At 37.0% G+C, this 14,723-nt stretch carries 7 protein-coding genes; 6 read left to right on the forward strand and 1 reads right to left on the reverse strand.

Annotated features, from left to right (window positions below; all coding sequences use genetic code 11):
• The first annotated feature begins 6 nt into the window (after positions 1–6).
• The 6 genes from Bccel_RS01050 (at position 7) to Bccel_RS01075 (ending at position 14,284) form a co-directional block, all read left to right on the forward strand.
• Positions 7–6,096 (forward strand): hybrid non-ribosomal peptide synthetase/type I polyketide synthase, encoded by a 6,090-nt coding sequence (locus Bccel_RS01050; RefSeq protein WP_050752960.1) that lies wholly within the window; start codon positions 7–9, stop codon positions 6,094–6,096.
• Between the two features lie 24 nt (positions 6,097–6,120).
• Positions 6,121–7,242 (forward strand): adenine nucleotide alpha hydrolase family protein, encoded by a 1,122-nt coding sequence (locus Bccel_RS01055; protein WP_036939681.1) that lies wholly within the window; start codon positions 6,121–6,123, stop codon positions 7,240–7,242.
• A gap of 30 nt (positions 7,243–7,272) precedes the next feature.
• Entirely contained in the window at positions 7,273–12,075 is a 4,803-nt protein-coding gene (locus tag Bccel_RS01060; RefSeq protein ID WP_050752961.1) for a beta-ketoacyl synthase N-terminal-like domain-containing protein, read from the forward strand.
• Positions 12,076–12,094: 19 nt separating this feature from the next.
• The gene (locus Bccel_RS01065; protein ID WP_036939683.1) at positions 12,095–12,349 is read left to right on the forward strand and encodes an acyl carrier protein; all 255 of its coding nucleotides are present in this window, start codon (positions 12,095–12,097) and stop codon (positions 12,347–12,349) included.
• A 65-nt stretch (positions 12,350–12,414) separates the two neighbouring features.
• Positions 12,415–13,536, forward strand: coding sequence for a hypothetical protein (locus Bccel_RS01070; protein ID WP_036939686.1), 1,122 nt, complete (start codon positions 12,415–12,417; stop codon positions 13,534–13,536).
• Positions 13,537–13,921: 385 nt separating this feature from the next.
• Positions 13,922–14,284 (forward strand): hypothetical protein, encoded by a 363-nt coding sequence (locus Bccel_RS01075; protein ID WP_036939689.1) that lies wholly within the window; start codon positions 13,922–13,924, stop codon positions 14,282–14,284.
• A gap of 88 nt (positions 14,285–14,372) precedes the next feature.
• Here the strand turns inward: Bccel_RS01075 and Bccel_RS30005 are convergent, their stop codons facing one another.
• Positions 14,373–14,522, reverse strand: coding sequence for a hypothetical protein (locus Bccel_RS30005; protein WP_154673449.1), 150 nt, complete (start codon positions 14,520–14,522; stop codon positions 14,373–14,375).
• Positions 14,523–14,723 lie beyond the last annotated feature (201 nt).

The raw sequence follows: 14,723 nt of genomic DNA on the forward strand, positions 1-14,723 counted from the left end.
ATTCGTGTGCTTGATTTTAGTATGTTCAAATTGACGGAAGATTACTCTGGACAGGACAAAATAGAAATAAAAGAGGTTTCTGCAAAAGAGATTGCTATAATTGGAGTTGCTTTGAAGTTTCCGGGTGCAGAGAACACTGATGAATTCTGGAAACTACTTGAGAATGCAGAAGACTGTATTAGGAGCATTCCTGAGAAAAGGAGGAAGGATACCGATGCGTTCTTGAAGGCTGTACAAATGGAACAAAAGAACGCGGAGTATTTCCAATGTGCATATCTGGATGAAATAGACAAGTTTGACTATTCTTTCTTTCGTATATCTCCAAGAGAAGCAAGCTTAATGAGCCCAAACCAAAGGTTGTTTTTGGAGACAGCATGGAAAAGCATCGAAGATGCAGGATACGGCGGCAATAAACTGAGAGGAACCAAAACAGGAGTGTATGTTGGGTTTGGATCGGATAGCCCTTACGATTATAAAAATTATGTTGCACAAATGGAGCCTTCATTCGCATCCGAGGCTGTTACAGGAAATTTATCTCCTGTAATTGCAAGCCGCATATCTTATCTGCTTGATCTGAGAGGTCCTAGCATGTCGATAGATACGGCATGTTCTTCTGCCCTGGTTGCTGTACATACAGCATGTATGGCACTGAGAAATGGGGAGTGTGACATGGCTATCGCAGGAAGCATCAGAGTCAACTTCTTGCCGGTAAAGGGCCAATTTGATTTGGGTGTGAATTCATCTGACGGGAGAGCACGGACTTTTGATGAAAGTTCGGACGGAACCGGAAGCGGGGAAGGGGTTGCAGCTGTGATGCTTAAACCCTTGAACAAGGCGTTTAGGGACGGAGACAATATCTATGCAGTTATCAAGGGAAGTGCAATCAATCAGGACGGAAGCTCTATAGGGATTACTGCTCCGAATGTTTTAGCACAGGAGGATGTTATTATTGCAGCATGGAGAGATGCAGGAATTGAACCGGACACTGTGTCATATATAGAAGCTCACGGTACGGGGACAAAACTAGGCGACCCTATTGAAATAGATGGGATTCGAAGGGCTTTTGCCAGGTACACTGACAAAAAGCAGTTTTGTGCAATCGGATCGGTAAAAACCAATATGGGACATCTGGACAATGCAGCAGGAATGGCTGGGTTACTTAAGGCAGTAGAGGCATTGCGACGCAAAAAAATTCCGCCAAGTCTTCATTTTAACAAGCCTAATAGAAGAATTCCGTTTGAAATGTCACCGGTTTATGTTAATGATCGTTTGAACGAGTGGGAAACTGATGGGTTTCCAAGGAGGTGTGGTGTTAGTTCTTTTGGTTTCAGTGGAACCAATTGCCATATGATACTCGAAGAAGCACCTGAACCGGGAAAAAAAACACCGCAGAAATCCTTTGATGTACATCTTTGGACATTATCTGCAAAAAGTGAAGAAGGCCTGAAGGCTTTGATATGTCAATATAAGTTGAATCTGGATGGAGACTTGGATATTGATCTTGCTGATATATGCTTTACAGCGAATACCGGAAGAGGGCATTATAATTACCGATTGGCAGTGATATGCAGGGACTTGAAAGAATTAAAAAACACTGTTTCCAGATTGGATATCACAAATATGGATGAAGCACTGCCTACTAATGTATATTTTGGTGAACATAGACTTGTTTCACAGGATAAAGCGAAAATTAAGCGGGTGGAGATTACTGATAGTGAAATAAAGCAGCTAAATGAAAAAGCAAGCCGTAAAATAAAGGAATTAAAAAAGGGTACTTTTGAGTCTTGCTGTATACTGGATGAGATATCCCGCCTCTATATTGCAGGAGCTGACATAGACTGGGAGGAAATGTACCGGAATATGGAGGTAAAAAGGGTAAGTTTGCCGTCTTATTGCTTTGAAAGAAATAGATGCTGGGTGGGAGTGCCAGATAAATGCAGCAACAGAGGTTCCGGGAATATAAAGGATCTTTTGGGATTCGAGGATATACCACACAATTTGAAAAATGAAATTGAAGAGCAGATAAAAAAATGGAAGATGCAACTGGCGGTTTCTTTACCTTCAGATAGTATCATGCTGCCAAAGATAGTAGAGATTAAAGGAAGAGATACTGAGATATATACCGATAGTGAAAAAAGGATTGCCGAAATTTGGGGAGAAGTCTTGGGCTTTCAGGAATTAAATATTCATGATAATTTTTATGAACTGGGAGGGGATTCCATTCTTGCAGCAAAAATTGTCAATAGAATCAATTCTCGTATCGGTACTGAAATAAGTGTGGCAGATTTGTTGATTTCTCAGACTGTTGCAGAACTTGCAGTGAACCTGGATATAAAACATACAGCACAGGATAATGGAAACCAATTATATTCCATAGCCGATAAAAGGGATTTCAAAGAGTATTTTGCAATATCACCAAGCCAGAAAAGGATTTATATCCTCCAAAAGATGGATGAAGGCAGTACTATCTATAATTTGCCTGTATTCCTGTCAATAGAGGGAAATATGGATATCGAGTGCTTGGAGACTGCTATCCGTGAGTTGGTGGGAAGACATGAATCTTTGAGGACTTTTTTTGAACTCAAAGAAGGTAACATATATCAAAAAGTGAGCACCACAGTAGAAGTTCAGGTTGAATGGCCGCCATTTGACGGAAAAAACCTTAATGACACTCTACAAAAGTTCATAAGGCCTTTCGATCTTTCAAAGGCTCCGTTATTCAGAGTCGGGATAATCAGATTAAGTGAAAAAGAGTATATTTTTATGTTTGATATGCATCATATTATATCTGATGCTACTTCTCTGGACATTTTAGTAAGTGAATTGATCAGGCTTTACAAGGGCTACATTCTGCCTGAATTGAAAATCCAATACAAGGATTTTGCAGAGTGGCAGCTTCAATTCATAGATTCAGGTACTGTCCAGAAACAAAAGGAATACTGGTTGAACCTATATAGAGGGGATTTACCTGTACTGACAATTCCGACAGATTTCTTGAGACCTGCAGTACAAACTTTTGAAGGTGATAAGCTGCATTTGACTGTTAGCAAAGAGCTTGGAGCTGATATTATTAAGTATGCCTCGGCCAATGGAGTCACACTGTTCATGCTGTTGCTAGCTGCATACAGCATACTGCTGTCGAGGTACTCAGGGCAGGAGGATATTATCGTAGGTACTCCTGTGGCCGGAAGAAACAAAGCAGATGTCGAAAATATAATCGGAGTATTTTTAAACACCCTTGCAGTCAGAAATTATCCTTGTGGAGAAAAGACCTTCGAGGAATTTTTAGTGGAAGTCAGGGATAACACTTTAAAAGCTTTTGCAAATCAGGACTATCCGTTTGAGGAACTCGTTGAAAGTGTTGCAGCAAAGAGGGATTTAAGCCGGAATCCGTTATTTGATACCATGCTGATTCTGCAGAACACCGGTAAGATTAAATTTGACATTGACGGTTTAAAGGTAAAAGCGTATGAGCATACGCATATGGTATCCAAATTCGATATAACGGTAGAAGCTATTGAAATACATGGCAGCATACGTTTCAGCGTGGAATATAACACCAGGCTTTTTAAGAAAGACACTATTCAAAGGTTTTTGGACCATTATGTCAATATTCTGAAGGAAGTAGTAATGAATCCAGGATTAAAACTGTGCGAGATTGAAATGTTGTGCAGTGAGGAGAAAAATCAAATCCTTTTTGAGTTTAATGACACAAAACGCCACTACCCGAAAAATACAACCATTGATAAATTATTTACCGAGCAGGTTAACAGGACACCGGAGTCTATTGCTTTAGTATTTGGAAAAAAGAAAATGACTTACCGGGAGATGGAAGACCGGGCTAACTCTCTTGCAAGAACATTAAGGGAACGAGGAATCGGAAGAGATGATATTGTTGGAATCATGGCAGAGAGGTCTCTGACAATGATGATTGGAATTTTCGGAGTATTGAAAGCAGGAGGGGCTTATTTGCCGATAGATCCTCAATACCCAAAAGAGCGGATCGGTTATATGTTGGAAGATAGCAATGCAAAAATGCTGCTGACAATGGGGCACCTTATGGAGCAAGTACAATTTAAAGGTTTAATGCTGGATTTGGAGTCGGAAGATGTTTATAGTCCTGACCGATCTGCAATACAAGCAGAAAATACTTCGGAAGATCTAGCATATGTTATTTATACTTCCGGGTCAACGGGCAAGCCAAAGGGGGTCATGATTGAGCACAGGGAAGTTCTTAATTTTATATATGGGGTGGCTGAAAAGATAGAATTTTCCTCAGATAAAACCATTCTTGCATTAACTACTATTTCTTTTGATATTTTTGTACTGGAAACGCTGCTTCCTCTAACGAGAGGGCTTAAGGTAGTTATTGCGGATGAGAACCAACAAAGGAATTCAGCTTTGTTAAATGATTTGATTGAGAGTAAAAATGTCGATATGCTTCAAATCACACCGTCACGTCTGCAACTTCTCATGACAGGTGGGGTAGAACTTACCTGCTTTCAGAGTCTGAAAGAAATTATGGTGGGTGGAGAACCGTTCCCTAAGAAGTTACTCGGAGACCTTAGAAAAATGACAAACGCAAATATCTACAATATGTATGGACCTACAGAGACAACGGTGTGGTCTACAATTAAGAAATTTGAACTAGAAGAAGACATCAATATAGGTAAGCCTATTGCCAATACCCAGGTATATATACTGGACAAATACCTAAGACAGCAGCCTGTAGGTGTAGCGGGAGAGTTGTTCATCGCAGGGTATGGCCTGGCAAGAGGGTATTTAAACAGAATGGATTTGACTAAGGAGAAATTTGTATGCAATCCTTTTGATGAAGGAAGACGTATGTATCGAACGGGTGATCTCGCCAGGTGGCTTTCGGATGGAAATATTGAGTGTATGGGAAGGAATGACCATCAGGTTAAAGTAAGAGGTTACAGGATTGAGTTGGGAGAGATAGAAGAGGTTTTGCTAAGATATCCGGGAATTGAAGGATGTACTGTGGAAGTGAGAGAAAGTTCAGAAGGTAATAATATTCTGGTGGGATATTATATTTCCCAAGGCAATATACCGGTTTCAAAACTGATGAACTATCTGGCAATGGAATTACCGGATTATATGGTTCCGGGAATCTATGTCCATATGGATAAGTTTCCTATGACACCTAACGGCAAGGTCGATAGAAAAGCTTTGCCTGAGCCTGATGCAAGTCGCCCGGAACTGGAAACACAATTTGTAGCTGCCGGAACAGAAACCGAAAAAGTACTTTCGGATATTTGGAGAGAAGTACTTAAAAAAGATTTGGTAGGTGTTCGCGATAACTTTTTCGAATTAGGCGGAAACTCTCTGCTGCTTGTCCAGATGAATGCCGCAATCAATGAAAGGTATCCCGGCAAGGTAGATGTCGCAGACATTTTCTCACATCCTACAATAGAAAAACTGGCACAGATGATTGAGAAAGAAAAGGCTTTTGATATAAACTGTCTAAATCTTGGTTTTATGCCATTTCCGCCTGAATTCTTCAGTGAAAGAAAAGGCATAGGAGAAGAAAGTGTGCTGAGATTCAAAATAGAAGAACCTGTTTATCGGGCCATGGAAACGGTGACAGCCAAGAGAGAACTTGAGTTTGAGGATATACTGCTTGGAGCATATATATATTTACTTTCTGAGGTTTCTGGTGAACAACTTGTTCATGTAAATACAGTTTGTGATAATAAAGGCTACTTGAATACCATTACAGTAAATATGAATGATGCTAGGAACCTATGGACATTTTTCCAGGATGTCCACAGTCATATTGAAGAACTTCGGCATAAGGTTGGATTTACTGTTGAAGAAGTGACAAGGGTCCAAGTGGACAGAAAGGAAAATTCCATTATTCCATTGTTTATTACCAAATATAACAACTCCGGCTCCATGGATAATTTTGACATGGTTCTTAAAATGGATTCGGGATCTGGTGCCATAGATATTGTATGCGAATATAACGGCTCCAGGATTGGAAATGAAAAGGTAAAGGAATTCATTTTGAATTATTCAAGATTAGTTGAGATGATGGTCAGTCAAATGGAACAAATTGCTTTTCAGCAGTTATAGAAAACAAAGCAGGAGGAAAAACAGATGGCATCTTTATATTGTAAAAAGTGCATTATGAAAAGTGAAAATTCGGGTATAACATTCAACGAAGAGGGGATTTGCAATATTTGCACCGGAAATACCATGTCAAACCCTGTGAGCCATTACAGGAAAGCCATGAAGGACTATATGGAATTCGATATCAATTCAAAGAAAAATAAAGGTAAATACTTTTTTGATTGCATGCTGATGTTAAGTGGAGGCAAAGACAGCACATATATGCTGTACAACCTGATAACAAAAAGGAAGCTTAAGACTTTAGCCTTTACAGTAAACCATCCTTTCGAGAGCAGAAATGCTATCGGTAATATTCAACGGGCAGTAAAAAGACTGGATATTGAACACATCAATTATACTCCGAAAATTGGTCCATACAGGAAACTCATGAAGCATGTCTTTACGACAAATTACCGAGAGACTTCACTTAATATTGAACGGGCGGAAAAAATCCCATGTATAATCTGTACTCAGTTTATGCAGTTGCTTTCGTTTCTGGTAGCTTTTAAGATGAGAATACCATATATACTTTACTGTGCAGATCCCATGCAAGCTGCGGCCATATTTACCGATGTGGAGGAAATCACTAATAACATGATAAAATTTTGCGGTAGTGAGCTGCTAGGTGAACTTTTAGGGGATGATATTGAAATCTTATTGAATTTGAATAAAGAAGAATTCAAGCCCAAATTTGTACTTCCATATGTTGCTGACAACAATTATGACATAGAAAGGATTATTTCAGAATTAAAAGAGCTGGGGCTTTACAAGAAAAACCCTACTGAGACACATTGTTCATTATATTCCTTATTAAGCTATTATTCATTTTCCAACTTCGATAATCATTTCTATGCTGCAGAAGTCTCTTCAAATGTCCGGTCAGGAAATCTGGACAGGGAGAAAACCATTGAATTTATGGAAAAATACAAGGATATACTGTTGAATATCGCTGTAAAAAAGGAGATTAGCGATAAGGAAAAGGAGTATGTGAGAGAGACGCTAAAAAGCTGCTATCCTGATGCGGATACCCGTTTGGAATGGGAGTATGACAATATTTTGTCTTTTAGAAAAACTGCAGAGGATCTTGGGGTTGAGTTTTATGAGATATAGTAACTATTTTTTGGGCTTTGGGGGGTATTTATGGAAAATAAACTTTTGAATTTCAAAAGTATAAAAATAGGAGATATGGATAAAGACTATCTATCAAGAATAAATGACATATCTAAAAGAGATGTTGCGGTTATTGGTGTTTCTGGCAGGTTCGGATGTACTAACAGTGTAGATGAGTTCTGGGAAGCATTAAAGACAGGTAAGGACTTAATAGGAGAATTTGGCGGCTTAAGGAAAGAAGACAGTGATGCCTATCTGAAATTCTGGATGCAAACGGGTTTGCTTGCTATGAACCCCCAATATAACGTGGGTGCATTTCTTGAGGAAATTGATAAATTTGACTGCGGCTTCTTTAATATTTCTCCTAAAGAAGCTAATGGAATGGACCCGAATCAGAGGATATTTCTTGAAACAGCATGGGAAGCAATTGAAGATGCGGGATATGGCGGTCAAAGAATTAAAGGTTCCAGAACAGGAGTTTATGTTGGTTTTAGCAATGATTCGGGAGATGAATACAAAAGATACATACAGATGCTTGCACCTAACCAGACAGCTTTAAATGATCCGGGAAATATTAAATCAATCATCGGAAGCAGAATAGCATATTTGCTGGATCTTAAAGGACCCAGTATGATGATCGACACAGCCTGCTCCTCGTCTTTAATTGCTGTACATCTGGCATGTCAGGGAATTAGAAATGGTGATTGTGATATGGCTATTGCCGGGGGGATAAAGGTGTTCATAACTCCGTTAAAAACAATACATGAAAATGACCGTATCGGAATTGAATCCTCTGATGGCAGGGCTAAAACCTTTGATGACAGTTCTGACGGCACTGGAGTTGGCGAAGGTGTTGGAGCGGTACTGTTAAAGCCCTTGAACAAAGCGGTAGAGGATGGCGATCATATATATGCAGTTGTTAAAGGAACAGCCATCAATCAGGACGGGGCCTCAGTGGGGTTGACGGCTCCTAATGCGGCCGCTCAGGAAGATGTAATACTTAGAGCGTGGAAAGATTCAGGTATAGACCCCCAGACTATTTCCTATATTGAAGCTCATGGTACGGGGACTAAACTCGGGGATCCCATAGAAATTAAAGGTATAGAGAAAGCATTCAAGTGTTATACAGATAAAAGACAATTTTGTGCAATCACTTCTGTAAAGACCAATATCGGACACTTGGATAATGCAGCTGGAATTGCAGGATTCATCAAAGCAGTGATGGCATTAAAACATGCACAGCTGCCTCCTTCTTTGCATTTTGCAAAGCCGAATAGAAAAATAAGTTTTGAGGATTCTTCGGTATATATTAATGATAGACTTGTTCAATGGGACACTAAACCTTTTCCTAAAAGGTGTGGGATCAGTTCATTCGGTCTTAGCGGGACCAATTGTCATGTGGTTCTGGAAGAAGCACCTGAAATAAAAAACGATACATGGTCCATTGAAAATAAGATTTATGTTTTGCTAATATCGGCAAAAAGTGAAACTTCATTAAAAGAGAGTATAAGAAGATATGCCGAACTGCTCAAGTCCGGGAAAAGCCCTGAGTTGGCAGAATTATGCTATACTGCCAATACAGGAAGGGGACATTATAGTTATAGGCTGGCAGTCATAACAAAGGACAAACTTGAATTACAGGAAAAGCTATATAAACTAAGTGATATGCACTCCGGTTCAAATGACGAAGGGGTTTATTACGGAATTCATAAGTTGGTTTCATCCCGAAGAGAAGTAAAGGAAGCTTATGAGTACACGGATGAGGAAATAAAAGAACTGAGTATTCTGGCAGAGAATATGGTTGAAACCTTTCTGAAAAGTGGAAAAACCAGCATGGGAGCATTGGAAAAGGTTTGCAGCTTGTATGTTAAAGGTGCGGAAATAAATTGGCAGGATTTTTACCGTGACGAAAAGAGGAAAAAAGTCAGATTGCCTGTATATCCTTTTGAGAGAACGAGATGCTGGATTGACCTGCCCAAATCGGAAAACCTGATGCTTCCACACCACTTTCAGAACTTATATTATTCTGCTGTCTGGAGAAAACGCAAACCACAACAGGCAAAGAACGAAGCAAAGGAAGGAAGTACCATTGTTTTAAAGGGTGTGGGAGAAAAAATTGAGGAGATTGTAAAAAGATTGAGACAATGCAGGAAAGACATCATTGAAGTGAAACTTGGGGAAGGATTTCAAAGCCTTAATGACGGTAACTTTATCATTGACGGCAGCCTGGAGAGCTTTAAAAGGCTTCTGAGTAAACTTAAAGACAGGAATATATCTCAGGTAATCCATCTATGTACAGCACAAGGCTCTGTTGAAATAAAGGATGTTATTGAAATAGACGAAAGTCAGAAAAAAGGTGTTTACAATCTTCTGTATTTAAGTCAGGCGATTTCAAGCCGTGAAATAAAAGAACCTATAGACTTGGTCGTGATATCGGAAAAGGTCTATGAAATTACCGGTATGGAGCAGATGATATACCCCCAAAATGCAACTTTATTCGGGTTGGGAAAAGTGGTAAGATTGGAAAATCCTATGTTGAAATGCAGATGTATTGATATTGACAGAGAAACTGGGATTGATACAATTCTCATAGAAATCAATTATCCATCAGACGAGTATTTGACAGCCTACCGAAATGGAGATAGATACACACAGGAAATTGGACATGCAGATCTTTCACGTTTGGATGATGATGAAATTGAGGTTAAAAATGACGGCGTTTATATAATTACCGGGGGTACGGGAAGGTTAGGCTTGAAGATTGCCCAGTGGCTTGCTTCTCAAAATAAAGTCAACATAGCGTTATTGAATCGTACCCATTTCCCTGATAGAAACGTATGGGAAAGAATCATAGTTGAGGGAAAAGACCCGGAATTATGTCAAAGGATAGAAGCAATACAAAAAATAGAAAGTACAGGCACAGCCATTACACTTTGCAGTACTGATGTCACTGAAATAACTGAGTTAAACAGTACATTGAGTAAATTGAGAGAATGCTATGGAAAAATTAACGGCATTATACACTGTGCAGGTATCGGTGTGGGAAGTAAGGGCATTTTACTGAAGGATGAGCAAAGGGAAACATTTGAAAACATATTGGCTCCAAAAGTTTATGGAACATGGCTTCTTGAAAACCTTACGAAAGATGACAATCCGGACTTTCTTATATTGTTCTCATCTGCTATTACAATAACAGGCGGAGTAGGGGCCGGCAGTTACACAACTGCCAATACCTACTTGGATTCTTTTGTTTTAAAGGCAAAGAAATATTTTAAGAAGGTTCTTTCTATAAACTGGACTACATGGGAGAGTGTTTTAAGGTTTGCAGGAGTGAAAATCGACAAAGATAGACTAATATTCAAGATAATACCTGATGACACGGCGCTCAAGGCATTTGACATTGTGGTGCACAAGAAAATCAATAATGTTATTATTGGAGAAATGAATATAGGTAGCTCGATTTTTGATATAAAACCATATATGCCATTTACACTGTCTCAAGATACCCAATCGGAAATAAAGCAAAACCGGACACAGATAAAGTTAGATTCTTTTTCAGATGCATTACCCGAGGTAACGCTTACGGGAAAGGCTGAAAATGAGAGCTACACTGAAATGGAAGACCGGATAGCAAGGGTCTGGGGAAAGGTACTTGGGATTGGAGAAATCAATATATATGATAGTTTCTTTGACCTGGGAGGGCACTCTGTTCTTGCGGTAAAACTGGAAGTTGAAATGGGAAAAGCAGGAATGCCTGTGGAAGGTGCTGACATTTACAAGTATCAAACAATAAAGGATATGGCATCTTATTTAGGCACAAAGGAAGCTTGCCCCAATGTACAAAAATGCATATTGGATAATATAGAGCCTTTTAATGAACTCTACTACAAGAGCTGTTTTTACAATGCACTTTTTCCAGTTGTTCGACATTTCAACAAAAGTCTAATACCTGTTTTGATAAATGATATGATTTTATATTGCATGAACAGGGATAAAGAGAATCCGGATATCGAATACAGAGCTGTTAAAAATGTTGAATCGGTTCTGGATGAACAAGGAATTACTGTTGTTAAAAAGCATCAAAGTTTGGATGTTATCGGCGATATCTGCAAATCGGTCTCTGGCGGAAGGCCTGTAATCTTATGGGTGGATTGCTTTTACGCATCCATTAGGCCAGATACATATGAAAAAGTTCATTGGGCTCATACATGGCTTGTTTATGGCTATGATGATAACAAAAGGGAATTTCATATTTTAGAACACAAGCATCGTGATAGCCTGACTTATGAAAAGCGTGCTATTAGTTTTCAGGGTGTTGTGGATTCCTATAATGGGTTTATCAATTTCTTCCAGCCAGACAAAAACACGTCAACCTATTATGAATTCTATCCGGACTCAACAAGCAGTGAAGACGATTTGGGAATATACTTGCGTATTTTTAAAAAGAATATGTTGGATTATAAAAAGACAATTGCTGAGGGCTTGCAGGAGTTTGCATCTTTTATTGATTTTTTCAAACTAACCGTGGCCGACAGGGAAATACTTGCAAAATACAGCATTGAAGATTGTATTCAAGGTATTAACAATATTATTAATGCTAAATTAGTAGAAAGATTTAGAGCTGAAAGATTGATAAGTGATAATTCCGGAATCCTTGAAATACTGGACAAAATCATAAATTATTGGAATTCTGTCCGAAGTGTGTTGGCCAAGGTTTTATATTCAAATACTTACAAGGATGATGATTTTGATTATATATGTGATCAACTTGAATTGATTTTAAGAGATGAATTAAATCTTCAGAAGATACTTGTTACAAGTATTTCTTATTAAAATTCCAGGAGGGATATAAATGTATAGTGATATTGAAGCAAGGGTAAGGAATATTTTAAAAGAGGAATTGAGTCAGTTAGCTTCGAGTGAAGCTATTGGCCCGGAAGAGGATATTTCTGTTCTAGGAATTACCTCTGTAAGTTATATAAAGTTACTGGTTCTTATCGAAGCTGAATTTGGGTTTGAGATTAATAATGAAGATTTGTCTTATGAAAATTTCAATACCATTCAAAAAATAGTTGTATACATCGAAAAGCGGTTGAAAGTTGCTTGAAATCCAGAAATAAAACCGGTGATGGTTTTGTTTTCAACTATTTGAATTTAGGGGGATAAATTCCTATGCATGATGGTTTTGAAATAAATGAATTTAGTCAGAATAAAAAAAATGAATTAAAAGTAAAGTTACATAATGAGATTACAACTTATTTATATCGTTCATTACCTATAGCAATTATTCTTTCCGAAAGCAGGTTACTTCCATGGTTTAACCAACATTACATACAAATCTGTTCTCAAATAAATCGAAACGGGTATATTATGGTGGATTATATGGAGCTTGGCTTAAATTTTGACGATATACTTGAGCATTCGTATATAGGCTATGATGCAATGGATCATACAGTGAATATAATCGATTTTGTAAGGGAACAGATAGAACATGGTTATTATGTTATTGCTTGCCTAGATGAATTTTATCTTAGCGAAAAAGAGTTTTATAACAAGAGGCATTTTGTGCATGAATCCCTTATATATGGTTATGACAATGTAAATAAGAAGTTTATGGGGATTGGATTTAACCGTTCTCATTCTTTCAGTAAGCTTAATTTTGACTATGATATGTTTTATAATGCATTTGAAAGTGGAAGAGGGTGCTATATGGAGACAGCTCCCTATGCAACAGACCAGGCTTTACAGCTTATACATATTAAGCCTTCAGGACTTAAATGTCGGTTTGATTTGAGTAATTTTCTGAAAGAAATCAAAAGTTTGATTGACTCAACCGGAAATATTAAAAGGGTAAATTATATTTCACCCCCGAACCATGAAAAAGATCAGTGGGATAACAATAATGCTTTTGTTTTAAAAAACCGGGTCATATACGGAATAGATACCTACGATGTAATTATAGGCGGTCTTGATTGCATACTTGAAGGTAAACAAGTTATGGATTATAGGGCATTTCACTTATTATTTGAGCATTCTAGTGGGATTTCCAAAAGGCTTGAGTATATCAGGTCAAATTTTAAGAAAGCAAATAATATTGAGAGTAGTTGTAGAATGTATGACTATGAGGTGAAAAAACTGGATTCGCTAAGGCTGGATGCACTAAAAACCCCCTATATTTCACAACCTAAATTAGAAAAGACTATTATTGATATGAAAAATTCGTTATACTCAGTTAAAGAAAATTCAAAAGTTATTTTATCAGAAGTATATGAATATTTATTGCGTATTTTGTAATGACATCGAATAGTTGGACAAAACCGGAAAGACTCGAAAACCCGCAGCATATAATAAAACTCAGACTTGTGGACACAATGTCCACAAGTCAAAAAACCACTGAAATCTGTTAAATTTCAATGGTTTCAAGTTATTTTCTATAATGCACCATCAGGGATTCGAACCCGGGACACCCTGATTAAGAGAAATATGTTCCAAAAGTCTGAAATGCCATTACTGTAAGGGATTTAAGGTGATTGATTATAAAAATACTACAATAATACTACATGGTAAATTATTGAAATAATCTTAAAATTAAATTGAGTATATAAAACTTATATGTTGAATTGAATTTTAAGGAAAAATTTGATAAAATAAAACCTAATACAAATAAAGGAGTTTAAATATGATAAGTAAAATTATTGCAGGAGATTATTTAAACCAAACTTTAATGATACATCAACCTATGTTTAAAAAAGAAATATTATATATAGTTAAAGGTTTTACCAAAAAGAACTGGATTGAAATAAATAAAGATACAGTTGAAGCATATGAAGTATTAAATAAAGAACATCAAAAAAGTGCTACAAGTGCTATAGGAAGAGCTTTTATTGGATCAGCTTTATTAGGTGGTATTGGTTTATTTGCTGGATTATCAGCTAAAAATAAAGGCATATATATAATTGCAATACAATTTAAAGATGGAAAGAAAAGTCTTTTAGAAACTGATGAAAAAATGTATAAGAAAATAATGCAAATTCTTTTTTAGTATATTTTAAAATTAAATAATTAAAGGAATAACATCAATTAAGTGTTATTCCTTTTTTTTTTACGATTTTTATAAAATAAAATTTATATTAATTTTCATTATAATATTGTTTCAATATAAAAATTATTTGAGCTGATGTACTTCTTAAACTTTCATCTGCATCTTTATTTATTTTTTCTAATAATTCTTTAGGACATGCAAATGTTACATTTTTATGTGTATTTGGATTAATAGCCATAATAAAACCACCCTTTATAAAATTTATTATTAATAGTATACAACTATTAAAATTTTTTTGCAACTATTATATGAAATTAAAAGTAAAAAATAACCATTAATAATAATTAAAAATATATTTTATTTTTTAAAAAAAGTTATTGACAGTCTGTAACTATTCGTATATAATTTAAACATAAGATAAATCAATCAAGGGGAGGAA

The organism is Pseudobacteroides cellulosolvens ATCC 35603 = DSM 2933 (assembly GCF_001262605.1).
Lineage (GTDB): Bacteria > Bacillota > Clostridia > Acetivibrionales > DSM-2933 > Pseudobacteroides > Pseudobacteroides cellulosolvens.

Coding starts and splice junctions, on each gene's coding strand:
- Bccel_RS01070 (WP_036939686.1), top strand. CDS start 12,415: ATGCATGATGGTTTTGAAATAAATGAATTTAGTCAGAATAAAAAAAAT.
- Bccel_RS01065 (WP_036939683.1), top strand. CDS start 12,095: ATGTATAGTGATATTGAAGCAAGGGTAAGGAATATTTTAAAAGAGGAA.
- Bccel_RS30005 (WP_154673449.1), bottom strand. CDS start 14,522: ATGGCTATTAATCCAAATACACATAAAAATGTAACATTTGCATGTCCT.
- Bccel_RS01055 (WP_036939681.1), top strand. CDS start 6,121: ATGGCATCTTTATATTGTAAAAAGTGCATTATGAAAAGTGAAAATTCG.
- Bccel_RS01075 (WP_036939689.1), top strand. CDS start 13,922: ATGATAAGTAAAATTATTGCAGGAGATTATTTAAACCAAACTTTAATG.
- Bccel_RS01060 (WP_050752961.1), top strand. CDS start 7,273: ATGGAAAATAAACTTTTGAATTTCAAAAGTATAAAAATAGGAGATATG.